Origin of the sequence: Saccharothrix variisporea (assembly GCF_003634995.1) — a bacterium.
In the GTDB taxonomy this organism is placed as follows: Bacteria; Actinomycetota; Actinomycetes; order Mycobacteriales; family Pseudonocardiaceae; genus Actinosynnema; species Actinosynnema variisporeum.
In genome coordinates, this window is the sequence record NZ_RBXR01000001.1 from 2,553,555 (window position 1) to 2,576,079 (window position 22,525).

A 22,525-nucleotide genomic window follows, 5' to 3' on the forward strand; every position below is an offset into this window, starting at 1 on the left:
CGCCGATCGGGTGAGCTCGACCGTCAGCCGGGCTCCTGCTCGCGGCGGGCCAACCGCCGCCGCAACTCGACCAGCAACAGGTCGTCGCTGACCGAACCCGCGTCCCGCAGCCGCTGAGCGCGGGCCTCGTCGGCGCTGATCACCCCGGCGGCCACGAGCACCTCCAACAGCGGCACCCCGAACAGCCCGGCCAACGCGCGAGCGGTCTCCACGCTCACCGACCGACCGCGCCGCCAGTCGGTGAGCCGACTGCGGTGCACGCCGACGGCGCGGACGAGATCACTGGTGCTGAGCCCGGCCCTTTCCATCCGGGCTTCGAGGTAGTTCCAGAACGGCGACACAGGCCGGCGGCGGTGCTTGATCATGCTGCAATGTTATGTGCGCACACCAAACGGGTGACGCGCACAACGGGCGCATCAAGTGTCAGCAGGACCCGACATGCCTGGGGACGCGCTGCGGGCGGTCAGGCGTTGACCGGTTCGCGAGGGCGGTCGGTGGCTTCGCGTTCGGGCGTCAGGGCGGTGCCTTCCACGTCGAGTCGGGGGAGCCAGTGCAGCCACTTCGGCAGCCACCACGCGCTCTTGCCCAGCAACGCCAACGCCGCCGGCACCACGACCATCCGGATCACGAACGCGTCCACCACGATGCCGATCGCCAGGGCGAACGAGATCGACTTGATCGTCGCCTCCCCCGACGGCACGAAACCGGCGAACACCGAGAACATGATCAGCGCCGCCGCGACCACCACCGGTGCGGCCTGGCGGAAGCCCGTCGTGATCGCCTCGCGCGGGTCGGCTCCGCGGTGGTGGGCCTCGTGCATCCTCGACACCAGGAACACCTGGTAGTCCATGGCCAGGCCGAACAGGATGCCGATCACGATGATCGGGGTGAGGCTGATCAGAGGACCGGTGGTGTCGAGGTTGACCGCGTCGGCCAGCCATCCCCACTGGAAGACGGCCACCGTCGCACCGAGGGACGTGCCCACGGTGAGCAGGAAGCCGAGCACGCCGACCAGTGGCACCAGGAGCGAGCGGAAGACCAGTACCAGCAGCACGAGTGCCAAGCCGACGACCACGGCCAGGTACAGCGGCAACGCCCGGTCCAAGGTCTTGGCGACGTCCACGCTGACAGCCGTCTGGCCGGTGACGTAAGCGGTGGTGCCGTCGAGGTCCGCCAGCTTCGCGCGGAGGTCGGTGACGAGCTGTTCGGTTGCTTCGCTCGTCGGGCCGGACTTCGGGATGACGGCCAGCTGTGCGGCGCTGTGGTCGTCGGTGGCCTTCGGGGTGGCGGCGAAGGCCACGTCGTCCATGGCCTCGATCTCCGGCTTCAGCCTGGTCGCCGTCGCCTCCGCGTCGCCACCCTCGAAGAGGACCACCAGCGGGCCGTTGAAGCCCTCGCCGAAGCCGTCCGCCAGCATCCGCTCGGCGCGCGCCTGGGTGCTGTCGGCGGCGGGGATCGGGACGAGGGTGGTCTGCATGGAGGCCACCGGGATGGCGATCGCGCCCAAGCCGAGAACGGTCAACAGCAGTGCGGGTAGGCGGTAGCGGGTGACCGTGCCGACCCAGCCCCGGTAGAAACCGCGCTCGTGGGGCTCGGTGGTGGGTTCGGTGCGCTGCTTGCGGGGCAGGGCGCGGCGGCCGACGTAGCTCAGCACGGCGGGGACGAGGGTGATGGCGATCAGCACGGCCACGACGATGGTCGCGGCGGCGGCGATGCCCATCTGGGTCAGGAACGGGATCCCCGCCACGGCCAGGCCCGCCAACGCGATGACGACCGTGAGACCGGCGGTGACGACGGCCGACCCGGCGGTGCCGACCGCGATGCCGATGGCGTCACCGACGTCCGCGCCGCGCCGCAACTCCTGGCGGTACCGGTTGATGATGAACAACGCGTAGTCGATGCCGACCGCCAGGCCCAGCATGGTCGCCAGGACCGGGGTCGTGGACTGCAAGTCCAGGAAACCGGTGCTGATGGTGACGCCCAGCGCCCCGATGCCCACGCCGACCGCGGCGGTCAGCAGGTTCATGCCGGCCATCACGAGGGAGCCGTAGGTGATGGCGAGGATCAGCAACGCCATCACGACACCGATGCCCTCGACCACGCCACCCACGTGCGGCGGCGCCTGCACGGCCTCGCCGGTCACCTCGACGGTCAGGCCGGTGGCGCGGGCGTCGGCGGCGGCGTTCAGCAGCGCGGTGCGTTGTTCTTCGGTCACCTCACCGGGTTTCGCCTCGAACGTGACCGTGCTGTAGGCGACGTTCACGTCCTTGTTCACGGCCGGCGCGGCGGGGTCGAGGGGGTTGGCGGCGTTGGTCACGCCGGGGAGCGTGCCGAGCTCGGCGACCAAGTCCCCCAACGCCTTCGCCTGGTCGGGCTCGACGAACTTCTTGCCCTCCGGGGCTTTCACGACCACGCGGGCGGTCGCGCCGCCGGCGGTGCCGAACCGCTCCCGGATCTTGTCCAGCGCGGTCGTGGACTCCTGGCCCGGGATGGAGACGGCGTTGGACGTCTCGCCGGCCAGCGTGGTCGCGCCCACGGCGGTGCCCACGAGGACGAGCAGCCACAGCAGGACCACCACCAGGCGGCGCCGGTGCGCGCCGAAGCCGAGTCGGTACAGCAGTCGTGCCATGGTCAGGCCTCCAGGGGTGCGCGGTGTCCGAGCGCGTCGAAGCAGGTCGAGAGGATGTGCGGGCGCCAGGCGGTCTTCTGGTCGGCCCCGTTGGCCAGGAGGGTGAGCACGGCCAACGCGGTGAGCGCACCAACCACGCGGACGGCGCGCTCGAGCTCGTGCGGAGAATCCGCTTGTTCGCGCGCCACGCCGAACGCCTCGTGCACGATGACCTCACCGAGCCCGCCCTCGGGCAGCGGATCCGTGCCGTTGACCGCGGTGAGGGCCAGGGCCACCAGACCCGGCCGGTCCAGGGCGACGTCGATCAGCAGCTCCAGGCTGCGCCGGTCCTTGTCCGGCCCCGGCGGCAGCGGCGCGACGGCGTCGGCGACCCTGCGCTCCAGGTCCCGGCACGACGCCTGGACCGCCTCGTGCAGCGCTTCCTTGCTCGGGAAGTGGTGCAGCAGCCCCGCTTTGGACAGCCCGACGGCCTCGGCGAGCTCGCGCAGCGACGTGTGCTCGAACCCGTGCCGGGCGAACAACCCCGCGGCACGGTCGATGATCCGGTCGTCGGCCTCCTGCCGGAAACGGCTCATGTCCTCGACGGTACGTCTCGACCGACCGATCCGGTAGGTAAACCGACCGGATCGGTCTGTGACGCTCACCGCACGGCGACCACGAGCTTCCCGGTGGTGTGTTCGCGGACGAAGTCCACACACGCCTGCGGTGCCTGGTCGAGGGTGTAGCGGCGGCTGATCGTGGCCTTCAGCGCGCCACGCAGGACGTCTTCGGCCACCCCGCGCATGCCGCCGGTCCGGCCGTCGAGGTCGAGCACGAACCGCGCGTCGACGGGCACGGTCGGACGCGGGTCCGGCGTGATGGTCAGGAGCCGACCGCCGGGCCGCACCGCACGAGCCAGGTCGTCGAGGGCGTTCCCGGGCAGGACGAGGTTCAGGGCCAGGTCGACGTCCGGGTACTCGCCGTAGGCCACGGTCCGGTGCGCTCCCAGGTCGCGGAGGAGGGAGGCGTCTTCGGGTGTGGTGGTGGCGATGACGTGTGCGCCCGCGTGGGCGAAAAGGGGGATCACGGCCGTGCCGACGCCTCCGGTCGCGCCGACCACCAGGACGGTGTCACCGGGGGTCGGCGAGGCTTCGGCGAGCAGTGCCCGTGCGGTCAGCCCGGTGGTGGCGAGAGCCGCAGCGTCCTCTGTGGACAGTTGCGGCGGACGTTGGGTCAGGAGGGGGGTGTCGGCCTCGAACACCGCGTACTCCGCCAGGGAACCGGTGCTCAGCGACGGCCGGGTCGAGCCGGTGAGCCCCTGGAGGACGCGCGGCACGGCTTGGCCGAAGATCTCGTCACCGGGTTCGTACGCGACCACTCCCGGGCCGACCTCGGCGACCGTGCCGGCGAAGTCGTTGCCCGGCACGTGCGGGAAGTCCAGCGGGGTCACGTCCCGGTAGTCGCCGCTGGGCAGGCGGACGTCGCCGGGGTTGATCGACGCGGCGGCGACGCGGACCAGGACCTGCCCCGGTCCCGGGCGCGGCACCGGCACGTCCCCGACGGTGAAGGTCTCCGGCGGGCCGTACGCGGTGACGACTACTGCCTTCATGGCACTCCTAAACGGACCGAGCGGTCAGGTTACGCGGCGGACGCTAGCCGTAAACGGACCGCGCGGTCAACTTGTTAGGGTGACGCCGTGACCCGACCACCCCGCGCCGACGCCGTGCGCAACCGCGCCCTGCTGCTGGCAGCGGCGGCGGCGGAGTTCGCCGAACGCGGGTTCGAGGCGTCGGTCGCGGACATCGCGCGGCGGGCAGGGGTCGGCAAGGGCACCGTCTTCCGGCACTTCCCCACCAAGGACGACCTGGTGGCGGCGATCGCGCTGGACCGCATCACGCGGCTGACCGCGCTCGGCGAGCGGTTGGCCGACGCCGCCGACCCCGGAGCCGCGCTGCTGGAGTTCCTGGCCACCGCCGCGCGTGAGCGGCAGCAGCTCGACCTGTCGGCCCTCCAAGGGCAGGAGGGGGCCGAGGTGGCGGCGGCGCGGGACGGGCTGTTCCGGGTGATCGACGCGCTGGTCGGCCGGGCGCGCGCGCACGGCGTGGTGCGCGCCGACGTGACCGGGACGGACGTGGTCCTGCTGATGTGCGCGCCCAACGACGTCGTGCGCTACCTGCCCGACGCCCCGCCGGACCTGTGGCAGCGCTACCTGGCGATCATCTTCGACGGCCTGCGGCCGGAGGGCGCGCACCCGCTCCCCCAGCCGCCACCGGGTCACGCCACGCCGGCCACCAGGTAGCGCAGAGCCGCCAACGACCGGGGCAGATCGACCTTGTCCGGTGCCACGAGCCACTGCTGGTGGATGCCGATGCCCGCCCCGATCAACGCCACCGCCAGCGCGTCCGCCGACACCCCGTCGGGCAGCGGGAACCGGGACAGCCACTGCCGGCAGTGCTCGCGCAGGGTCTCGTGGATCGCCGCGTACCGGCCGTGGATGGGTGAGCCGGGTTCGAGCGCCTCGACCAGCAGCGTGACGAACAGCTTGCTCGTGGGCCGGGTGAACAGCTCTTCGAGGCCCGCCACCAGCACGTCCAGGTCCGGCTCGGTGGGCAGGCCGGCCCGCAGGGTCTCCACCGACCGCTCCAGCACGGCCAGCAGCAGCCCTTCCTTGCTGCCGAAGTGCCACGGGATCGACCCGCGGCTGATCCCGGACCGCTCGGCGACGTCGGCGAACGTCGTCTGCCGGTAGCCCTTCTCGGCGAACAGCTCCGCCGCCGCGCCCAGGATCAGCTCCCGGCTCTCCCCGCTGGTCTGCTCACGCCGCGTTGTCACGACACCTCCTCCTGTGCTAACCATAATAGCCTATGCTGGCCAACACAGGAGATCATCTTGCGCCTCGTCACCTACGCCGCCGCTGACGGCGAGCGCGTCGGCGTGCTCGACCACGACCTGATCCACGCGCTGCCCAGGGGAACCACCCTCCTCGACGTCCTCGACCGCTTACCGGAGGTCGGCGCCCGCGCCCTGGCCGCGCCGGACGAGGTGGTCGCACTCGCCGAAGCCCGGCTCAAGGCACCCGTGCCGCGCCCGCCCTCCATCCGGGACTGCCTGTGCTTCCTCGACCACATGAGCAACTGCCAGGTCGCCACCGGCGGTCCATCCACATTGGACCCGACGTGGTACCGGGTGCCCGCGTTCTACTTCGCCAACCCGGCCGGCGTGCTCGGCCCGCACGACGACGTGCCGATCTCCCCCGGCAGCGCCTGGTTCGACTTCGAGCTCGAGATCGCGGCGGTCATCGGCACGCCGGGCCGCGACCTCACGCCCGAGCAGGCCGTCGAGCACATCGCGGGCTACACGATCCTGTGCGACTGGACCGCCCGCGACCTCCAGGGCGTCGATGCGCGGCTGAAGATCGGGCAGGCCAAGGGCAAGGACGGCGCGACCACGCTCGGGCCGTGGCTGGTCACGCCGGACGAGCTGCCGTTCGACGCGTCCGGCCGACTGGCCGTCGAGGTGTGGGCGGAGGTCAACGGGCGGCTGGTGGGTGGCGGGTTCACCGACACCATGGACTGGTCGTTCGGCGAGGTGATCTCCTACGCCTCGCGCGGGGTCGAGCTGCGGCCCGGGGACGTGTTCGGTTCCGGCACCGTCCCCGGCTGCTGCCTGGTCGAGCACGTGAACTTCGGCGACCTGAGCGGTTTCCCGGGCTGGCTCAAGGACGGCGACGTCGTGGTGCTGCGCGCCGAGGGCCTGGGCGAGGTGCGGCAGACCGTGCGCGCGAGCCCCCGGCCGCACGCGCTGCCCCCGCGACCGGAGCCGGGCGCGCGACCCCGGCGGCGGGTCAACCCGGCCGGGTCGTACGCGAAGGGCCTGCACCGGGTCGCCGAGGACGTGTGGGCGTGGCTGCTGCCCGACGGCGGGTACGGGCGCAGCAACGCGGGCCTCGTCGTCGGCGACGGCGCTTCGCTGCTCGTGGACACCCTCTACGACCTGCCGCTGACCGCCGAGATGCTGGCCGGGATGGCGGAGATCACCGACCGGAACCCGTTGCGCCACCACGTCCTCACGCACGCCAACGGCGACCACACGCACGGCGGGCAACTCCTGCCGGCCGACGCGCGGGTCGTCGCCGCCGAGGGCACCGCGCACGAGATGCGCACCGAACTGCCGCCGGAGATGACGACGGCGTTGCAGATCATGGACCTGGGACCGACGCTCACCCCGTACCTGCACGCCCGCTTCGCCGACTTCGACTTCGCCGGCATCCGGCTGCGCACACCGGACGAGACGTTCACCGGCTCGCTCGCGTTGAGCGTCGGTGGCCGGGAGGTGCGGTTGCTGGACCTCGGTCCCGCGCACACCGCGTCCGACACGGTGGTGCACGTGCCCGATGCGGGTGTGCTGTTCGCCGGGGACCTGCTGTTCATCGGGTGCACACCGATCGTGTGGAGCGGACCGATCGAGAACTGGATCACCGCCTGCGACCGGATGCTCGCCCTCGACCCGCAGGTCGTGGTGCCGGGGCACGGACCTCTGACGGACGCGGCGGGAATCGTTGCGGTGCAGGGTTATCTGCGGCACGTGGTGGCCGAGACGGACGCGTTCTTCGCGGCGGGCAAGGACTTCCGGGAAGCCGCGTTCGGCGTGGACCTCGGCCCGTACCGGGAGTGGCTGGACGCGGAGCGGGTCGTGGTGAACGTCCACCAGCGGTACCGAGAGCTCGACCCCGAACAGCCGGCACTGGACCGGTTCGCGTTGTTCGGGTTGATGGCCGAATGGGACAGGAGGGCGCAGGCGTGAGACTTGCCGACAGCGCGCACACGGAGCAGCCGTGGCGCATCCACGAACTGACACCGGACTTCCGCGTCGAGGACGTGTGGGCGCTACCCACCCCCGGCGGCCCGGAGGACTTCGGTCACCTGGTCCGCCAGATGTCGCAGGGCGAGGGCCGGTTCTCGGGCCCGACCCGGACGCTGTTCACCCTGCGCTGGAAACTGGGCCGCTTGCTCGGCTGGGACCGCGAGGACCAGGGCCTGGGCGCACGCGTGCGCACCCTGCGCGACCGACTGCCCGCCGACCTGCTCACCGCACCACGCCCGGGGTTCAAGGCGGTCCCGTTCAGCACGGTGTACCAGACCGACGACGAGTGGGCCGCCGAACTGGCGAACCGCACGGTCCACACGGTCATGCACATCAGCTGGGTCCCGGACGGCTCCGGCGGCCACCGCGGCCAGATGGCCGTGCTGGTCAAACCCAACGGACGCTTCGGCCGGGCCTACATGGCGGCGATCCGGCCCCTGCGCCACCACGTGGTCGACCCGGCGCTGATCCGGATGATCGGACGCGGCTGGCAGCAGAGGAGTGCGGCGTGAAGCACGGCATGGTCGCTTTCCACTACCCGACCCCCGACCACCGCGACGAGTTCGTGGCGCGGGTGCGGGCGGTGGCCGAGGTGTTCCGGTCCACACCGGGGTGCCTGTCGGCCGACTGCTGGCTGGCCCCGGACAGCGGCGCGGTGGTGTCCGCCGTGCAGTGGGAGTCGGAGGCGGCGTCCCAGGCGGGCTTCGCGGCGGTGAGTGCGGCGGACGTGGACGTGGCGTTCGACGACCGGGAAGTCCGGCCGCGCGAGATCCACCGGTTGATGTCGGCGTAGGCACCGTCCACGCGCAGCCCTGCTTTCGGCGCGCGCAGCGCGGCTTTTGTGTGTGGTGGTCCCAACCACAGGTGGAGGGCCTCGGTTCCCCCGCCGTATGGCCTGCCCGAAGGGCTACCACAGATTTCCCGGGGTGCAGCCGAAAGTTTTTGCGAGGAACGAGCAAAAAGTTTTAGCGGCACCCCGGGAAATCTGTGGTTGGCTCCGCCAGGCCATGCGGTGGGGGAACCGACGCCCTTCACCCCCCGCTGGCGGCCTGCCGCGCGGCGAGCGCCGCTTTTCATCTTTCGAGCGCGCAGCGCTCCCAAGAGCGCGAAGCGCGTTCGGCTTGAGAGCGAAGCGTTCCGGTTCAAAGATGAAAAGCGCCTCGCCGGCGGGCAGGCCACCAAAGATGACTCAACTGCAACGGCGGGGGCTTCTTGCTTTTGCCATCTCCGTATGGCCTGGCGGAGCCTACCACATTTTCCAGGGGTTGCCGCTAAAACTTTTGCTCGTTCCTCGCAAAACTTTCGGCTGCAACCCCTGGAAAATGTGGTAGCCCTTCGGGCAGGCCATACGGAGATGACAAAAGCAAGAAGCCCAAGTTGAGTTGTGTCCGCTCCGGCGGACTGCCACTCGGCAAGGCGGACTGCCGCTCGCCGGCTTCGCCGAAGGACAGGCTTTGCCGCGAGGATGGCGGGTCGGCGGCTTGCGCGGGCTGTCTAGTGCCGCTGTCCCATCGCCAACTCGGTCATGAACCGCTTGGTGATCCGGCCGCCGTTCCCGTCGATCATCGCCGTGATGCAGGCGAACAGGCCCGCGCGGCGGTCCGGCGCCAGGGCTCGGTGGCCGGAGTAGGTCATCAGCAGGGCGAGGTACTCGGGCGCGGTGTAGGTCCGGTCCCACACGTAGCGGTGGAACTCGACCGGGTCGAACCAGCCGGCGAAGTCGGTGGTGTCCTCCGGGATTTCGGCTGCGGGCGTCAGGCGCAGGTCCGGCGGTGTGCTTGGGTCGAACCGCTCGTAGCAGCGCTGGACCTCGGCGAAGAAGTCCGTGGTGCCGCCGGCGACGTGGTGGGTGGAGACGATGGCCAGGGTGCCGCCGGGGCGCAACGCGGCGGCGGCCTTGGCGGTGCGGATGGTCGGGTCGAGCCAGTGGAACGCGGTGGCGGCCAGGACCAGGTCGAACGGCTCGGCGGGGAGCGGCCAGGTCTCGAACTCGCCCACCACGACCTCGACCCCCGGGAACCGCGCCAGGTTCCGCCGCGCCACCGCCGCCATCGCCGGGCTCAGCTCGACCGCGACGACCCGGTGCCCGCGTTCGGCCAGCGGCACGGTGGCCTTGCCGGTGCCGCAACCGATCTCCAGGACCCTGCCGGCGGGCAGCCGGTCGAACAGGGCGTCCGGGTAGCCGGGGCGGTGGCGGTCGTAGTGGTCGGCGTCCTCGCCGAAGATCGCCCGCAGTTCGGTCACCCCGACGACCCTAGACACGACCGGACGACCCTGGATACGGCGGACGCGTGCACCACCTCTCGAGGAGGGCGGTGCACGCGTCGGCGAGGACCGATCAGTCGTTGCCGGCTTCCAGGGCGGCGTGGTCGAGGAGTTCGTCGTCCGCGGTGGTGCCGCGGGACGCGATGGCCTCCGCGCCGCCCTCGGGCATGGAGCCGATGAGCTTGGTCGGCTCCACGCGGGCCGCGCTGATCAGGGACGAGTGGCGGCTGCCGACCATGCCCAGACCCGCGTACTGCTCCAGCTTGGCGCGCGAGTCGGCGATGTCCAGGTTGCGCATGGTGAGCTGGCCGATGCGGTCCACCGGGCCGAACGCCGAGTCCTCGGTGCGCTCCATGGACAGCTTGTCCGGGTGGTAGCTGAACGCGGGGCCGGTGGTGTCCAGGATGGAGTAGTCCTCGCCGCGACGCAGGCGCAGGGTCACCTCGCCGGTGATGGCCGTGCCGACCCAGCGCTGGATGGACTCGCGGATCATCAGCGCCTGCGGGTCCAGCCAGCGGCCCTCGTAGAGCAGGCGGCCCAGCTTGCGGCCCTCGTTGTGGTAGGCGGCCACGGTGTCCTCGTTGTGGATGGCGTTGACCAGCCGCTCGTAGGCGGCGTGCAGCAGCGCCATGCCGGGGGCCTCGTAGATGCCGCGGCTCTTGGCCTCGATGACCCGGTTCTCGATCTGGTCGGACATGCCCAGGCCGTGCCGCCCGCCGATCGCGTTGGCCTCCAGCACCAGGTCCACGGCGGAGCCGAACTCCTTGCCGTCGATGGTGACCGGCCGGCCCTGCTCGAAGCCGATGGTGACGTCCTCGGCCTCGATCTCCACCGACGGGTCCCAGAACTTCACGCCCATGATCGGCTCGACGATCTCGATGCCGGCGTTGAGGTGCTCCAGGGACTTGGCCTCGTGCGTGGCGCCCCAGATGTTGGCGTCGGTGGAGTAGGCCTTCTCGGTGCTCGCCCGGTAGGGCAGGTCACGCGCCAGCAGCCACTCGGACATCTCCTTGCGGCCGCCGAGCTCGTTGACGAACTCCGCGTCCAGCCACGGCTTGTAGATCCGCAGCGACGGGTTGGCCAGCAGGCCGTAGCGGTAGAACCGCTCGATGTCGTTGCCCTTGTAGGTGGAGCCGTCGCCCCAGATCTGGACGTCGTCGTCGAGCATCGCGCGCACCAGCATGGTGCCGGTGACCGCGCGCCCGAGCGGGGTGGTGTTGAAGTACGCCCGGCCACCGGACCGGATGTGGAACGCCCCGCAGGCCAGCGCCGCGAGCCCTTCCTCCACCAGGGCGGCCCGGCAGTCGACCAGGCGGGCCAGCTCGGCGCCGTAGGTCTCGGCGCGACCGGGCACGGAGGCGATGTCCGGTTCGTCGTACTGGCCGATGTCTGCGGTGTACGTGCACGGCACCGCACCCTTCTCACGCATCCACGCGACCGCCACCGAAGTGTCGAGGCCGCCGGAGAAGGCGATGCCGACGCGTTCGCCGGCGGGGAGGGAAGTGAGCACCTTGGACACGACTCGAATTATGCACGACAACGCATGATCATGCATACCCGGGCGGTCGATGAGGCCCGAGTCACTCCGGTGAGCCGAAGCCGGCGACCCTCGGCACCGAACGGTTCGCAGTACGAACCAGCCTGTTAAGCTGGGACGATGGGCATTCGAGGCGATGGTCGGATCGGGGTCGTGGCGGCGCTCGTGCGGTCGGCGTTCCTGGTCGACGCCGTCTACGCGCAGTCGAGCCGGGAGTACGGCATCACGTCCCAGCAGGGGCAGTTGCTGTGCGTCCTCATGGCGCAGCCGTACGGCATGGGCGAGCTGGGGGCGGTGCTGGGGCTCGCCAAGTCCAGCGTGACCGGACTGGTCGACCGGACCGAGCGCAACGGGTACGTGCGGCGGGAGCAGAACCCGGAGGACACCCGGGCGGTGCAAGTCAGCCTCACCCCCGAGGGCCGCGAGCTGGCCGAGGAGTTCTACGCCGAGACGTGCCGCCGGGTCGACCTGCTGGCCACGAGCCTGACCGACACCGAGCGGGACACCCTCGCCGAGCTGCTGGGCCGGGTGGTCCTGGCCAACGAGGTGCCGGTGGTGTTCCTGGAGCGCGACGAGCGTCACTGAAACCGGGATTTGTAGTTCGTGCCACGAACCAATATAGTTCGTGGCACGAACTACGAACCTGGGGAGTGTGCGAGACATGAGCACTGTCGTCGTCATCGGTGGTGGGTACGGGGGTTCCGCGGTCGCCAAGGCGCTGGACGCCGAGGCGGACGTGGTCCTGGTCGAGCCGCGCGACGCGTTCGTCAACGCCGCCGGCTCGCTGCGGGCGCTGACCCGCCCGGACTGGGCCGGCAACCTGTTCTTCCCCTACGACGCCCTGCTGACCCGCGGCCGGGTGGTCCGCGACCGGGCTGTGTCGGTCGACCCGCGGGGCGTCACGCTGGCCTCCGGCGAGCGGATCGAGGCCGACCACCTCGTCCTGGCCACCGGCTCCAGCTACACCTACCCCGGCAAGCCGAGCGCGGAGTCCACTGCGGACGCCCTGGACGACCTGCGCCGCACCCACAAGGAACTGGCCGACGCCGGGCACGTCCTGATCGCCGGCGCGGGACCGGTCGGGCTGGAGTTGGCCGGTGAGATCAAGGAGGTGTGGCCGGACAAGCGGGTGACCGTCGTGGACCCGGGTGCCGAGCTGATGCCCGGCTTCCTGCCGCAGATGCGCGAAGAGCTCCACAAGGCGCTGGCGGAACGGGACATCGAGGTGCGGCTCGGCACGAGCGTCACCCCGTCGGTGGAACCCGGTCGGCTGAACACGTTCACCGCCGGTGACATCACCGCCGACATCTGGTTCCGCGCCCACGGGGTCCGGATCAACAGCGGTTATCTGGCCGACGGCCGGCTGACCACCCCCGGCCCGCGCGGCACGGTCGCCGTCACCAGCGGCCTCAACGTCGTCGGGTACGACCACGTCTACGCGCTGGGCGACCTCGCGGACCTGCCCGAGGCGAAGATGGCCGGCTACGCCATGCAGCACGCGGAGGTCGTGGCGGCCAACATCTCCGCGCGGCTGCGCGGCGAGGAACCGACCGCGACCTACGACCCGGCCCCGCACCCGATGATCCTGCTGCCACTGGGTTCGCGCGGCGGCGTCGGGCAGTTCCCCTCGCCGGACGGGCCGTTCGTCGTCCCGGTGGAGACGGTGGTCGAGTACAAGGGCGCCGACCTGTTCACCGGCCGTTTCGCCGCGCAGTTCGGCATCGAGCGTTGAGGGGACACCACCACCATGTCTGATCGCACCACCGCGTCTGATCCCACCACCGCGCCTGATCCCACCACCGCGCCTGATCGCACCACCGCGCCTGATCCCGCCACCGCGTCTGATCCCGCCACCGCGTCGGAGAGCATGTCCCTGCCCGAGGTCGTCTTCGGGTTCGGCGCGCACAGCGTCGTCGACGAGGGACCGGAGCTGTTGCGGATGGCGCAGCTGGCCGACCGCGAAGGCCTCGACATCTTCTCCCTGTCCGACCACCCCTACCTGGGCGACCGCCTCGACGCCTACGCCACCATCGGTTACGTGCTCGGCCAGACACGGCGGCTGGCCGGGTTCGCCAACGTCACCAACCTGCCCACCCGTCCCGCACCGATGCTGGCCCGCGCGGTGACGACCCTGTCCGCGCTGTCCGGCGGCCGGGTCGTGCTGGGCATGGGCGCGGGCGGGCTGTGGGACCGCATCGCCGACATGGGCGTGCCACGCCTGTCCGCCGGGGATGCGGTGGACGCCTTCGAGGAGGCGATCGTCCTGGTGCGCAAGCTGGCCGGCGGCGGCCCGAAGGTCACCCACGAGGGTGACCACTACCGAGTGACCAACATCGACCCCGCTCCCGTGCCGGCCCCTCCCGTGTGGACCGGCTCGGTGGGCCCGAAGTCCTTGGCCGCCACCGGCCGCGTCGCCGACGGCTGGATCCCCGGCCACGCGGCGGACTGGCTCAGCGAGCGCTACCGCACGTCCCGCCCGGTGGTGGACGAGGCGGCGGCATCGGTCGGCCGCGACCCGTCGGAGGTCCGCACGATCTACAACTTCCCCGGCCGCATCACGAGTTCCCCGTTGCCCGCCACACGCAAGGAGGACGGCCGGTGGATCGGCGGCTCGGTCGAGCAGTGGGTGGAGGAACTGACGGACGCGGTACTGAACCACGGCGCTTCCGGCTTCATCCTCTTCTCCCCGCGCGGCGGCACCCCCGACCCCGACACCCTCGCCCGCTGGGCGGCAGAGGTGGTCCCCGCCGTGCGCGAGGCGATCACCCAACCCGCCTGAGCCCGAAGTGGGCAACCGCCCACTCAAGATCGAAGTGGACACCCGCCCACTCGGGCCGAAGCGGGCAACCGCCCACCTGCGATCGGAGTGGGCAACCACCCACTCGCGATCGGGACGGGCAACCGCCACCTTGGGGCCGGAATGGGCGACCGCCCACGTGCGGTTGAGGTGGGCGACTGCCCACTTGTGGTGGGGGTGGGCGGCCACCCGCCCGAGATTCGAGTGGGCGATCGCCCATTTGAGGTCGAGGTGGGCGACTGCCCACCTGCGACCGAGGTGGGCGACCGCCCGCCTAAGATCGGGTGGGTGACCTTCGACGACTTCGACGACCTCGACGCCTCCGCCCTGCCCGAGCGCCAGCAACGCATCCTGGTCGCCATCCGGGACTGGGTGGGCGAGCACGGGTACTCGCCGAGCACCCGCCAGATCGGCGACGCCGTGGGCCTCAAGTCGTCGTCGTCCGTGTCGAAGCACCTGGCCGCGTTGGAGGACAAGGGTTTCCTCCGCCGGAGCGACACCCTGACCCGTCCCATCGACGTCCGCGCGTTCCTGACCGGCCGTGCGGCGTCGGAGTCGGGCGACTCGGTGCCGGTGCCGGTCGTGGGTGACATCGCGGCGGGTGTCCCGATCGCGGCGGACGAGCACGTGGACGACGTCCTCAAGCTGCCGCGCGAGCTCACGGGCCGGGGCACGGTGTTCGCGCTGCGGGTCCGGGGCGACTCGATGGTGGACGCGGCGATCTGCGACGGCGACATGGTCGTGGTGAAGCAACAGCCGGAAGCCCACTCGGGCCAGATCGTCGCGGCCATGATCGACGGCGAGGCCACGGTCAAGGTGTTCCGCCGCCGGGACGGCCACGTCCTGCTGGAGCCCCGCAACCCGGCGTACGAGGTGATCGACGGGGATGAGGCCGTGATCCTGGGCGTGGTCGTCTCGGTTCTGCGCAGCGTCTGACCGGGGCACGGCGCGGAGGTGCCGGCCGCGCTTCGCGCTCTCAAGCTGGACGCGCTGGCGCGCTCTCAAGATCAAAAGCGAAAGCCAAAAGCGAAAAGCGGACGCTCGCCGCTGGGCAGGCCCCCCCGGGGGTGGAAGGGCGTCGGTTTCTTTCCGTGGCTTGGCAGCACGGCGAAACGCAAACCTCGCCCTGCGGGCGGAGCGCCTGCGGCGCGAAAGCGTTGCGGCCTGTGGGCAGAGTGCTGGCGGCAGAGTGCCAGCGGCGCAAGAGCGTGCCGCCCTTTGGGCGTGGCGCCTGCGGCGCGTGGTGCGGGGGTGCCGGCCCCGTGTGGGACCGGCACCCCGCGTGTCAGGAAGCGAAGCAGAGCGGTGTGTCGATGTGCTTGTAGCAGCGGACCGTTCGGGTCGTGCTACCTGGCTGGTTCTTGGTGTCCGTCACCGTCAAAGTGACCGTGTAGTTCTTCGCCACGTTCGGGTACGAGTGGGTCGCCGTCTTGCCCGTGCCTGTCGTCCCGTCGCCGAACTGCCACGCGTACCCGGTCACCGCGCCCTCCTCATCCGTTGACGCGCTGCCGTCGAAGGAACAGCTTCCGCGATCGCACCGGGCGGTGAAAGAGGCGGTCGGGGGGAGGTCGCCGGCCTTCACCAATCGGCGGGTGGAGTTGGTCTTGCCCTGGTTGTCGGTGACGGTCAGGCGCACGCTGTAGTACGCCGCCCGGCCGTAGGTGTGCGTGGTGGTCTTGCCGGTGGCTGTTGCGCTGTCGCCGAAGTCCCACGCGTATGAGGTGATGGTGCCGTCCGGGTCAGTGGAACCGTTGGCGTCGAAGGAACAACTGAGGCTGCTGACCGAGCAGGACGCGGTGAACGCGGCGGTCGGGCGGCCTGGGTCGGGGGTGCCGGCCGGGTAGTCGGTGGCGGAACCGACGTCCAGCAGTGGTTCCTTGACGTTGTCGCCCGAGTCGTCGGTCCAGTGGGTGTTCGCGGTGTCGATCAGGTGCTGTCGGACCGCCAGCACGCCGTTCCGGTCGCCGGCGCGGTTGCCGTTGGCGGTGAGGAGGGCGGCGGCGCCGGCCACGTGCGGGGACGCCATCGACGTACCGCTGAGCACCTTGTACGTGCCGCCCGGGGAGGTGGACAGGATGCACGTGCCCGGCGCCGCGATCTCCACGGTCGGGCCGAAGTTGCTGAAGTCGGCCAGGGTGTCGTCCTGGTCGCTGCGGCACGTGGACGCCGCCCCGCCGCCCGGAGCGCCGTTGAAGTCGGCCAGGGCCGAGACGGTCACGACGTCGGGGTGGTTCGCCGGGGAGAACGTCCGGGCGTCCTTGTGGTTGTTGCCCGCCGCGACGGCGAACACCACGCCCTTGGCCACGGCGTTGGAGATTGCCTGGGTCAGGGCCTCGGTCGCGCAGTTCTCGCAGCCCAGGCTCATGTTCGCGACCTCGATCTCGTCGGCGTGCGCGCCGACCCAGTCCACGCCCGCGACCACGCCGGACAGCTGCCCGCTGCCACTGGCGTCGAGCACCTTGGCCGACCAGATGCGCGCGCCGGGTGCGACGCCGACGACACCGACGCCGTCGTCCCGCGCGCTGATGGTGCCGGCCACGTGGGTGCCGTGGCCGTGGTCGTCGGTGCCGGTGTTGTCGGTGCACGTGGAGGTGTTCAGGCAGTTGGTGCGTGCGACGACGGTGAGGTCCGGGTGCGCCGCGTCCACGCCGGTGTCGATCACGGCCACGTCGACGTCCACGCTGTAGTCGTTGACGCCGTTGATCTTCAGGTTCGGGTTGTCCGGGGCGAACGCGCGGTCCACGCCGGTCGGCACGGTCTGGTCGGTGGTGTGCACGAGCACGTCCGGCTCGACCGAGCCCACGCGCGGGTCGTGGCGCAGCGCCCGTGCGGCGGACGGCGTCAGGGTCGCCGAGAAGCCGGTGAGCGCGTGCCGGTAGACGTGGCCGACGTGTCCGCCGTGCCGGTCGGTGACCGACCGGGCCAGGGCCGTCGGGTCGGTGCCGGCGCGGAGGGTGACGATGTAGTCGGCGGTCGGGCCGGTGTCGGGGGTGGCCGCGGCGGGGAGCGTGGCTGCGGTCAGCGCCACCGTCCCCAGGAGCAGGCCGTAGATCTGGTTGCGCACTTGGAGTTCCTCCTGGTGCAGGGAGTCAGGATGCGACCAATCGTGCGAACGGATGAGCGCGGACAACAACGCCGTGAATCGTGCGTAGGGGTACGCGTTCACCGCGGTTCGAGCTGGTCGCGTGTGGTGACGCCGAGCTTGTGCAGGACGCGGGCGGCGTGGCGTTCGACCGTGCGCGGCGACAGGAACAGCACCTCGGCGATCTCGCGGTTGGTGCGGCCCAACGCCATCAGCCGCGCCACTTCCCGTTCCCGGGGCGAGAGTTGCGCGCCGTAGCCGCGTCGGCCCGGCCGGGGACCGGTGCTGCCGCCGTGTTCGCGGGCCAGGTGGTCGCAACGGGCGGCGTCCCAGGTGGCGCCGAGTGCGGTGAACGTGCGGCCCGCTTCGGTCACCTCGGCCACGGCGTCCTGTCCGGCGGCGAGGCGGGCGCGTGCCGCCGACTCCACGGCCCGCGCGCGCTCGTACGGGCGGGGCAGTGCCGCGAGCAGTTCGGCGGACTGCGTGAACAGCGCCGCGGCCTCCGTGAACCGGGCGTGGGTGGCGGCGATCGCGGCCCGGCAGCCGGGGATGGTGGCGTGCGCGAACGGGCAGTCCCGCGCGGTCACGTCGGCGGTGAACTCGGCGAGCAGCCGCGCGGCGGCCTCCGCGTCGGGCAGCAGCGCCTGCACGCCGGCGTCGACCAGTTCGGTCGCCCACGCCCAGACCCCCTTGTGCCGCACCACGTCCAGCGCGCGGGCCAGTTCCTCCCCGGCCTCGTCCGGCCGTTCCCGGGCCAGCGCGAGCCGGACGCGGGTGGCGGCGGCGGCCACCACCGCGGGGGCGCACCAGCCGCTGGCCCACCGCAGGCCGGGGGCGCGCAGGTACTCCTCCGCCTCCGCCCACTCGCCCCGCGCCACGGCCAGCTGCGCCAGGACCAGGGACGCGCCGGCCGCCGCGAACGGCGCCCCGGCGGTGCGGACCAGGTGCTCGCGGGCGGCGTGGTCCAGGCCGGACCACCGGCCGGTGGCCAGTGCGAGCCGCAGCCCGTGGGACGTGCTCATGTGCCGCAGGTAGGACGGCCCGGCGCCGAGCTCCTCCGCGCGGGCGTGGCACTCCGCCGCGGCCCGGTAGTGCCCCGACGACGTCGCCGCGTCGGTGAAGTTGACGAACCCCCGGGCCAGTTCCTGCCGCTCACCGGGCGTGGCGGCCGCGGGCAGCGCGGCGACGGCGTCCCACCCGCGCGGGTCGCCGAGCTCCAGCAACACGCTCGCCCGGTTGACCCGCACCGCCATGAGCAGCGCCGGATCGCCCCGCGCGGGCACGGTCCGTTCGGCCGCCGCCAGCCACCCCAGGTGCTCGTCGACGCGCTCGCTGCCCCAGTACGGCACGGCCAGCGCCGACATCGCCCGTGCCGCCAGCAGCGGACGCCGGCGCAACTCCCGGATGGCGGTCTTGAGCTGCGCCCGCTGCGCCTCGCCGTCACCGGCCTGGTTGCCCAGCAGCAGGCCCAGGTGCAGCCGCAGTTCACCGCGCACGCCGTCGGGGAGGAGGTCGTCGGAGACGATCTCGTGCAGCAGGTGCAGCGTCTCCCCGTACGCGAGGCTGCCCAGCGCGAGCCGCCCGAGCCGACCCGCCAGCGACGCCCGGGTCCGGCGCGGGAGCGCCGGCTCGCGCAGCACGGTCCGCAGCAGGTCCACAGCGGTCTCCGGGTCGTCCGACCGCACCGCCCGGTCCGCCGCGCGTTCGGCGTGCCGGGCCATCCCGACGACGTCACCGGCCGCGCGGCAGTGGTGCACCAGCTCCCGCACCGCTCCCCCGCGCCGCTCCAGCACCCGCGCCGCCGCCGCGTGCCCCCGCCGCCGGTCGGTCGCCGACAGCGTCGCCGCCACCGCCAGCCCCAGCACGGGTGGCCGGAACTCGAACGTCCCGTCCTCCAACGCGACCAGGACCCCTTGGTCCGCCGCGCGCAGCAGCGCCGCTTCCGCCTTGTCCACCGCCATCCCGCACATCTCGGCGGGCACGTCGGCCGGGAACGCCCCGCGCAACAACGCCGCCGCCGCGACGAGCCGCCGCGCGCCCACGCCGCGCAACCGCTCCTCGGCGAACACCCTCAGCTCTTCGGGGATCCCCTTGGCGGACAACGCTCCTCCCGGTTCGCCGTCCTCCGGCCGGACGTGGGCGAGCACGGCCGCGACGAACAACGGCACTCCCCCGGTCAGCCGGTGCACCTCGGCGCCCCGGTCGCCCGCCACCCCGATCTCCTCCGGCGTCAGCGGCCCCAGGTCGAACCGGTGCGTCACGCCCGGTGACCCCCACCGCGGGTGACCGGCGGAGTGGGTGACCAGCAGGGCGGTCCCGTCCGGCGGCCGGGACGCGCAGCACCGCAGCACCTCGCGGGACGTGCGATCGGCCCGGTCCACGTCGTCCACCACCACGAGCACCGCCGGACCGGCGGCGGTCAGCAGGTCCCGCAACGCCGCGCACGTCCGGTAGTCGGCCCGCCCCCGTGCGGCCTCGATCGCGGCGACCACGTCGGCACCGGACGTCGGCAACAGCCGCACCAACTCCCGCACCACGACGAACGGCTCGTCCGGCAGCGCTCGGCAGTCCACCACCACGCGGACGGCGTGCGGCGCGGACGCCACCACACGAGCGACCAGCGTGGACTTCCCCATGCCCGCCGCGCCGCTCACGACCACGACAGCGGGGGTGCGGGCGATAGCCGCACGCACCTCGGCCTCGACTAATCGGTCCACAATGGACGATCCACTTCGTCCGCGCGGGAGTGTGCACGAACATGCTCGAAACTGACGCCGAGAGTACAGCTTCAAGCACACCTTGCACAGAACCCGGTTGCGGCGGCGGAGGACGAGGTGCAATGTTCGGCCCTGTGCCGACCCCGCCGCCGCCCGTCATCCGCCCCGCGACCGTTCTCGACGCCGCCGAGATCGCACGCATCCACGTGCAGGCGTGGCAGGCCGCGTACGCCGGGCACATGCCCGCGGAGTTCCTGAACGGGTTGTCGGTGGCGGACCGGCAGGCGGCGTGGGAGCGGCAACTCGCCCAGGGCACCGCGGACGTCTTCGTGATCGAGGCACCCGATGCCGTCACGGAGTCCGCCGTCGCGGAGTCCGGTGCCGTCGCAGGGTCGGCGGGCTCGGAGTCGGCGGGCGCGGGGTCCGGAGGGGCGGGGTCCGTCATCGCCGGGTTCGCTCTGGTCGGCCCGAGTCGCGACGCCGATGCCGGGCCGGGGACGGGCGAGCTGCACGCGATCAACCTCGACCCGGCGCACTGGCACCGGCGCCTGGGCCGCCCCCTGCTCGACCACGCCGTCACCGCACTGCGCGACCGGGGCTACCGGGACGCCACCCTGTGGGTGCTGGGCTCCAACGACCGAGCCCGCCGCTTCTACGAGCGGGCGGGCTGGGCGCCGGACGGCACGACCCGGGTCGAGACGATCGCCGGCGGGACCGTGCGGCTGGAGGAGGTCCGCTACCGCAGGACGCTGGTGACCGCGACCGTCGTGTAGGGGACGGTGATGGTGCCGCCCTTCGCGTCGATCGCCTGGCCGACGCCGTGCAGGACCTCGGCCAACGCGTCCGGCGGGAGGCGAGTCAGACCGCCCTGGGTGGGCATGAGGTCCAGGTACGCGCCGCGGGTGTAGGTCTGCGCCCAGTCGAACCGCCACTCCTCCGGTTCGGTGAACGCCTCGGCTCGCCGGATGCCGTCGGCGGCGAGGTCGAACATGCGCTGGTACCCGGCGACGGCGGCCCGGAAGTCGAACGACGTCCCCGGCACGGCCCGCTCGTAGGCCACCGCGAAGGCGTCCGCGACCTGCTCGGGCAACTGCGAGACGTGCCAGAACACCGCCAGCCGACCTCCGGACCGCAGCACCCGGGCAGCCTTGGCGGCACCGACCACGGGGTCCACCCAGTGCCAGGCCTGCGCCGCGACCACGACGTCGAAGGTCCGTCCGGCGGGATCCCAGTCCTCGAAGGTGGCGACCTCCACGTCCACGCCGGTGGTCCGCGCGAACTCCGCCATCCGCTCGTCGGGCTCGACCCCGAGCACCCGGCACCTGAGCGCCTGGAGTTGCCGAGCCGCGATGCCGGTACCGGTACCCACGTCGAGCACTTCAGGCCCTCGCGCCGCCCCTGAGGCCCCAGCCGCCGCCGACGCTCCCGCCGCCCCCAACGCTCCCGCCGCCGCTCCCGCTCCGGCTGTGACGCCGGCCGGGGCTCCGGGCCCTTCCGCCGCTTCCGGGGCTCCCAGCGCTTCCAGCGCTCCCGCCGCTCCCAGCGCTCCCGGCGCGTCCGGCGCCCCCGCCGCTGCCGCCGTCCCGGCCGCCGCTGCCGCCGCTCCGGCCGCCGCTGCCGCTCCCGCCGCCGCTACCGCCGCGGCTGGGGCTCCGGACCCTTCCGCCGCTCCCGGCGCTTCCGGCGCTTCCGGCGCTTCCGGCGCTTCCGGCGCTTCCGAGCGTGCCGGTGCCTGGTGGTGTGCGGCCAGGCGTTCGATCAAGGCGTCGGGGTATGGCGGGCGGGTGCGGTCGTAGCGGGGGGCGTCGGTGCCGAAGGACTCCGCTACCCGGCGTTCCTTCCACGGTAGAGTGGGCATGCGCCCACTATGAGTGGGCACTTGCCCACTCGTCAAGATCGACCGGGGGAAGGTCTCCGCATGCCGACCGGCGTAGCTCTGCGCGATGTCCGCGAGCACCTGTTCGCCGCTGCCGACCGCGTTCTGCTGCGCGACGGCCCGAGCGGCCTGACCAGCCGAGCGGTCACCGCGGAGGCGGAGGTGGCCAAAGGTGTCCTGCACCGCCACTTCACCGACTTCGACGACTTCCTGGCCGCCTTCGTCCAAGACCGCGCCCACCGCATCGACGCGCAGGCCACAACCCTGCTCAACACCGCCGGACAGGGCACGGTGGCCGACAACATCACGGCCGCCCTGGACGCCGTGTTCATGTCGGTGGCGATGGCGATCGTCCCGCTGATCACCTTCCGGGACGAACTGCGCGCCCGCCTGCGCGACACCTGGCCGGCGGGCGTCCCGGTGCTGACGGAGGCCGCGGAGATGCTCGCGGACTACCTGAGGGCGGAGCAGAAGGCCGGCCGAGTCGCGAAGTCGGCCTCGGCGGACCTCCTGGCACCGACGTTGATCGGCGCGGCCCACCTGCTCTTCGCCGACCGCACCGGCCCGCGTCCCACGATCGAGGCGTTGCGGCGAACCGTGATCACCGTGTTGTCCGGCGCTCAACCTGAGTGAAATGGGCGGGTGCCCACTAGGGCGGGTGCCCACTAGGGCGGTGAAGTGGGCGGGTGCCCACTCGTTGGATGAAGTGGGCGGGTGCCCACCTCGGGGGAAAGAGTGGTGCCGGGGAACCCTGTGGCTCCCCGGCACCGGGAACGTACA

Annotated in this window: 20 protein-coding genes; 10 read left to right on the plus strand and 10 right to left on the minus strand. The window is 72.1% G+C overall.

The window, feature by feature from the left end:
• Positions 1 to 23 precede the first annotated feature (23 nt).
• The 4 genes from DFJ66_RS11125 to DFJ66_RS11140 all read right to left on the minus strand — a co-directional run bounded on the left by DFJ66_RS11125 (position 24) and on the right by DFJ66_RS11140 (position 4,217).
• A complete protein-coding gene (locus DFJ66_RS11125; RefSeq protein WP_121220487.1) occupies positions 24 to 365 on the minus strand; it encodes a helix-turn-helix domain-containing protein in 342 nt (113 codons plus the stop codon).
• A 98-nt stretch (positions 366 to 463) separates the two neighbouring features.
• Positions 464 to 2,629 carry an MMPL family transporter gene (locus DFJ66_RS11130; RefSeq protein WP_121220489.1) on the minus strand — a complete coding sequence of 722 codons (2,166 nt, stop codon included), beginning with the start codon at positions 2,627 to 2,629 and terminating at the stop codon, positions 464 to 466.
• 2 nt (positions 2,630 to 2,631) lie between these two features.
• Positions 2,632 to 3,204 carry a TetR/AcrR family transcriptional regulator gene (locus tag DFJ66_RS11135; RefSeq protein ID WP_121220491.1) on the minus strand — a complete coding sequence of 191 codons (573 nt, stop codon included), beginning with the start codon at positions 3,202 to 3,204 and terminating at the stop codon, positions 2,632 to 2,634.
• 65 nt (positions 3,205 to 3,269) lie between these two features.
• Positions 3,270 to 4,217: an NADP-dependent oxidoreductase gene (locus tag DFJ66_RS11140; protein ID WP_121220493.1), complete on the minus strand. Its 948-nt coding sequence runs from the start codon at positions 4,215 to 4,217 to the stop codon at positions 3,270 to 3,272.
• A gap of 87 nt (positions 4,218 to 4,304) precedes the next feature.
• Between DFJ66_RS11140 and DFJ66_RS11145 the strand changes: the two genes are divergently transcribed.
• Positions 4,305 to 4,907, plus strand: coding sequence for a TetR/AcrR family transcriptional regulator (locus DFJ66_RS11145; RefSeq protein WP_121220495.1), 603 nt, complete (start codon positions 4,305 to 4,307; stop codon positions 4,905 to 4,907).
• On the opposite strand, the gene DFJ66_RS11150 is transcribed toward DFJ66_RS11145, so the two are convergent.
• Entirely contained in the window at positions 4,883 to 5,440 is a 558-nt protein-coding gene (locus DFJ66_RS11150) for a TetR/AcrR family transcriptional regulator (RefSeq protein ID WP_121220497.1), read from the minus strand. The two genes, DFJ66_RS11145 and DFJ66_RS11150, sit on opposite strands and share 25 nt — an antisense overlap.
• 57 nt (positions 5,441 to 5,497) lie before the next feature.
• On the opposite strand from DFJ66_RS11150, the gene DFJ66_RS44095 reads away from it, so the two are divergent.
• The 3 genes from DFJ66_RS44095 to DFJ66_RS11165 are packed head-to-tail and all read left to right on the plus strand — an operon-like array spanning position 5,498 to position 8,264.
• Positions 5,498 to 7,411, plus strand: coding sequence for a fumarylacetoacetate hydrolase family protein (locus DFJ66_RS44095; protein WP_121220499.1), 1,914 nt, complete (start codon positions 5,498 to 5,500; stop codon positions 7,409 to 7,411).
• The gene (locus DFJ66_RS11160; RefSeq protein WP_121220501.1) at positions 7,408 to 7,983 is read left to right on the plus strand and encodes a DUF2867 domain-containing protein; all 576 of its coding nucleotides are present in this window, start codon (positions 7,408 to 7,410) and stop codon (positions 7,981 to 7,983) included. The genes DFJ66_RS44095 and DFJ66_RS11160 overlap by 4 nt, the downstream gene beginning before the upstream one ends.
• Positions 7,980 to 8,264, plus strand: a complete 285-nt coding sequence (locus tag DFJ66_RS11165; RefSeq protein ID WP_121220503.1) for an antibiotic biosynthesis monooxygenase — start codon at positions 7,980 to 7,982, stop codon at positions 8,262 to 8,264. The genes DFJ66_RS11160 and DFJ66_RS11165 overlap by 4 nt, the downstream gene beginning before the upstream one ends.
• A 701-nt stretch (positions 8,265 to 8,965) precedes the next feature.
• Here DFJ66_RS11165 and DFJ66_RS11170 read toward each other — a convergent pair.
• Both DFJ66_RS11170 and argG read right to left on the minus strand, forming a co-directional pair.
• A complete protein-coding gene (locus tag DFJ66_RS11170; protein ID WP_211351074.1) occupies positions 8,966 to 9,715 on the minus strand; it encodes a class I SAM-dependent methyltransferase in 750 nt (249 codons plus the stop codon).
• Positions 9,716 to 9,809: 94 nt separating this feature from the next.
• Positions 9,810 to 11,255, minus strand: a complete 1,446-nt coding sequence (gene argG / locus DFJ66_RS11175; RefSeq protein WP_121220507.1) for an argininosuccinate synthase — start codon at positions 11,253 to 11,255, stop codon at positions 9,810 to 9,812.
• 138 nt (positions 11,256 to 11,393) lie between these two features.
• Here argG and DFJ66_RS11180 point away from each other — a divergent pair, with 138 nt between their 5' ends.
• The 4 genes from DFJ66_RS11180 to lexA all read left to right on the plus strand — a co-directional run bounded on the left by DFJ66_RS11180 (position 11,394) and on the right by lexA (position 15,006).
• Complete coding sequence (locus tag DFJ66_RS11180) at positions 11,394 to 11,858, plus strand: MarR family winged helix-turn-helix transcriptional regulator (RefSeq protein WP_121220509.1); 465 nt, start codon at positions 11,394 to 11,396, stop codon at positions 11,856 to 11,858.
• A 76-nt stretch (positions 11,859 to 11,934) separates the two neighbouring features.
• Positions 11,935 to 13,005, plus strand: coding sequence for an NAD(P)/FAD-dependent oxidoreductase (locus DFJ66_RS11185; RefSeq protein ID WP_121220511.1), 1,071 nt, complete (start codon positions 11,935 to 11,937; stop codon positions 13,003 to 13,005).
• Positions 13,006 to 13,140: 135 nt separating this feature from the next.
• Positions 13,141 to 14,052, plus strand: coding sequence for an LLM class flavin-dependent oxidoreductase (locus tag DFJ66_RS11190; protein ID WP_121220513.1), 912 nt, complete (start codon positions 13,141 to 13,143; stop codon positions 14,050 to 14,052).
• 306 nt (positions 14,053 to 14,358) lie between these two features.
• On the plus strand, positions 14,359 to 15,006 hold the full coding sequence (lexA, locus tag DFJ66_RS11195) for a transcriptional repressor LexA (RefSeq protein WP_246029694.1): 648 nt from the start codon (positions 14,359 to 14,361) through the stop codon (positions 15,004 to 15,006).
• Positions 15,007 to 15,355: 349 nt separating this feature from the next.
• Here the strand turns inward: lexA and DFJ66_RS11200 are convergent, their stop codons facing one another.
• Complete coding sequence (locus DFJ66_RS11200; RefSeq protein ID WP_211351076.1) at positions 15,356 to 17,134, minus strand: S8 family serine peptidase; 1,779 nt, start codon at positions 17,132 to 17,134, stop codon at positions 15,356 to 15,358.
• Between the two features lie 98 nt (positions 17,135 to 17,232).
• Positions 17,233 to 19,869, minus strand: coding sequence for a LuxR C-terminal-related transcriptional regulator (locus DFJ66_RS11205; protein ID WP_170199272.1), 2,637 nt, complete (start codon positions 19,867 to 19,869; stop codon positions 17,233 to 17,235).
• Positions 19,870 to 19,991: 122 nt separating this feature from the next.
• Here DFJ66_RS11205 and DFJ66_RS11210 point away from each other — a divergent pair, with 122 nt between their 5' ends.
• Positions 19,992 to 20,642 (plus strand): GNAT family N-acetyltransferase, encoded by a 651-nt coding sequence (locus tag DFJ66_RS11210; RefSeq protein WP_121220519.1) that lies wholly within the window; start codon positions 19,992 to 19,994, stop codon positions 20,640 to 20,642.
• Here the strand turns inward: DFJ66_RS11210 and DFJ66_RS43390 are convergent.
• A complete protein-coding gene (locus DFJ66_RS43390; RefSeq protein WP_342776948.1) occupies positions 20,606 to 21,238 on the minus strand; it encodes a class I SAM-dependent methyltransferase in 633 nt (210 codons plus the stop codon). The two genes, DFJ66_RS11210 and DFJ66_RS43390, sit on opposite strands and share 37 nt — an antisense overlap.
• 549 nt (positions 21,239 to 21,787) lie before the next feature.
• Between DFJ66_RS43390 and DFJ66_RS11220 the strand changes: the two genes are divergently transcribed.
• Positions 21,788 to 22,378 carry a TetR/AcrR family transcriptional regulator gene (locus DFJ66_RS11220; RefSeq protein WP_121220523.1) on the plus strand — a complete coding sequence of 197 codons (591 nt, stop codon included), beginning with the start codon at positions 21,788 to 21,790 and terminating at the stop codon, positions 22,376 to 22,378.
• Positions 22,379 to 22,525: the final 147 nt, after the last annotated feature.

Coding starts and splice junctions, on each gene's coding strand:
- DFJ66_RS11125 (WP_121220487.1), bottom strand. CDS start 365: ATGATCAAGCACCGCCGCCGGCCTGTGTCGCCGTTCTGGAACTACCTC.
- DFJ66_RS11130 (WP_121220489.1), bottom strand. CDS start 2,629: ATGGCACGACTGCTGTACCGACTCGGCTTCGGCGCGCACCGGCGCCGC.
- DFJ66_RS11135 (WP_121220491.1), bottom strand. CDS start 3,204: ATGAGCCGTTTCCGGCAGGAGGCCGACGACCGGATCATCGACCGTGCC.
- DFJ66_RS11140 (WP_121220493.1), bottom strand. CDS start 4,217: ATGAAGGCAGTAGTCGTCACCGCGTACGGCCCGCCGGAGACCTTCACC.
- DFJ66_RS11180 (WP_121220509.1), top strand. CDS start 11,394: ATGGGCATTCGAGGCGATGGTCGGATCGGGGTCGTGGCGGCGCTCGTG.
- DFJ66_RS11185 (WP_121220511.1), top strand. CDS start 11,935: ATGAGCACTGTCGTCGTCATCGGTGGTGGGTACGGGGGTTCCGCGGTC.
- DFJ66_RS11190 (WP_121220513.1), top strand. CDS start 13,141: ATGTCCCTGCCCGAGGTCGTCTTCGGGTTCGGCGCGCACAGCGTCGTC.
- DFJ66_RS11210 (WP_121220519.1), top strand. CDS start 19,992: ATGTTCGGCCCTGTGCCGACCCCGCCGCCGCCCGTCATCCGCCCCGCG.
- DFJ66_RS11220 (WP_121220523.1), top strand. CDS start 21,788: ATGCCGACCGGCGTAGCTCTGCGCGATGTCCGCGAGCACCTGTTCGCC.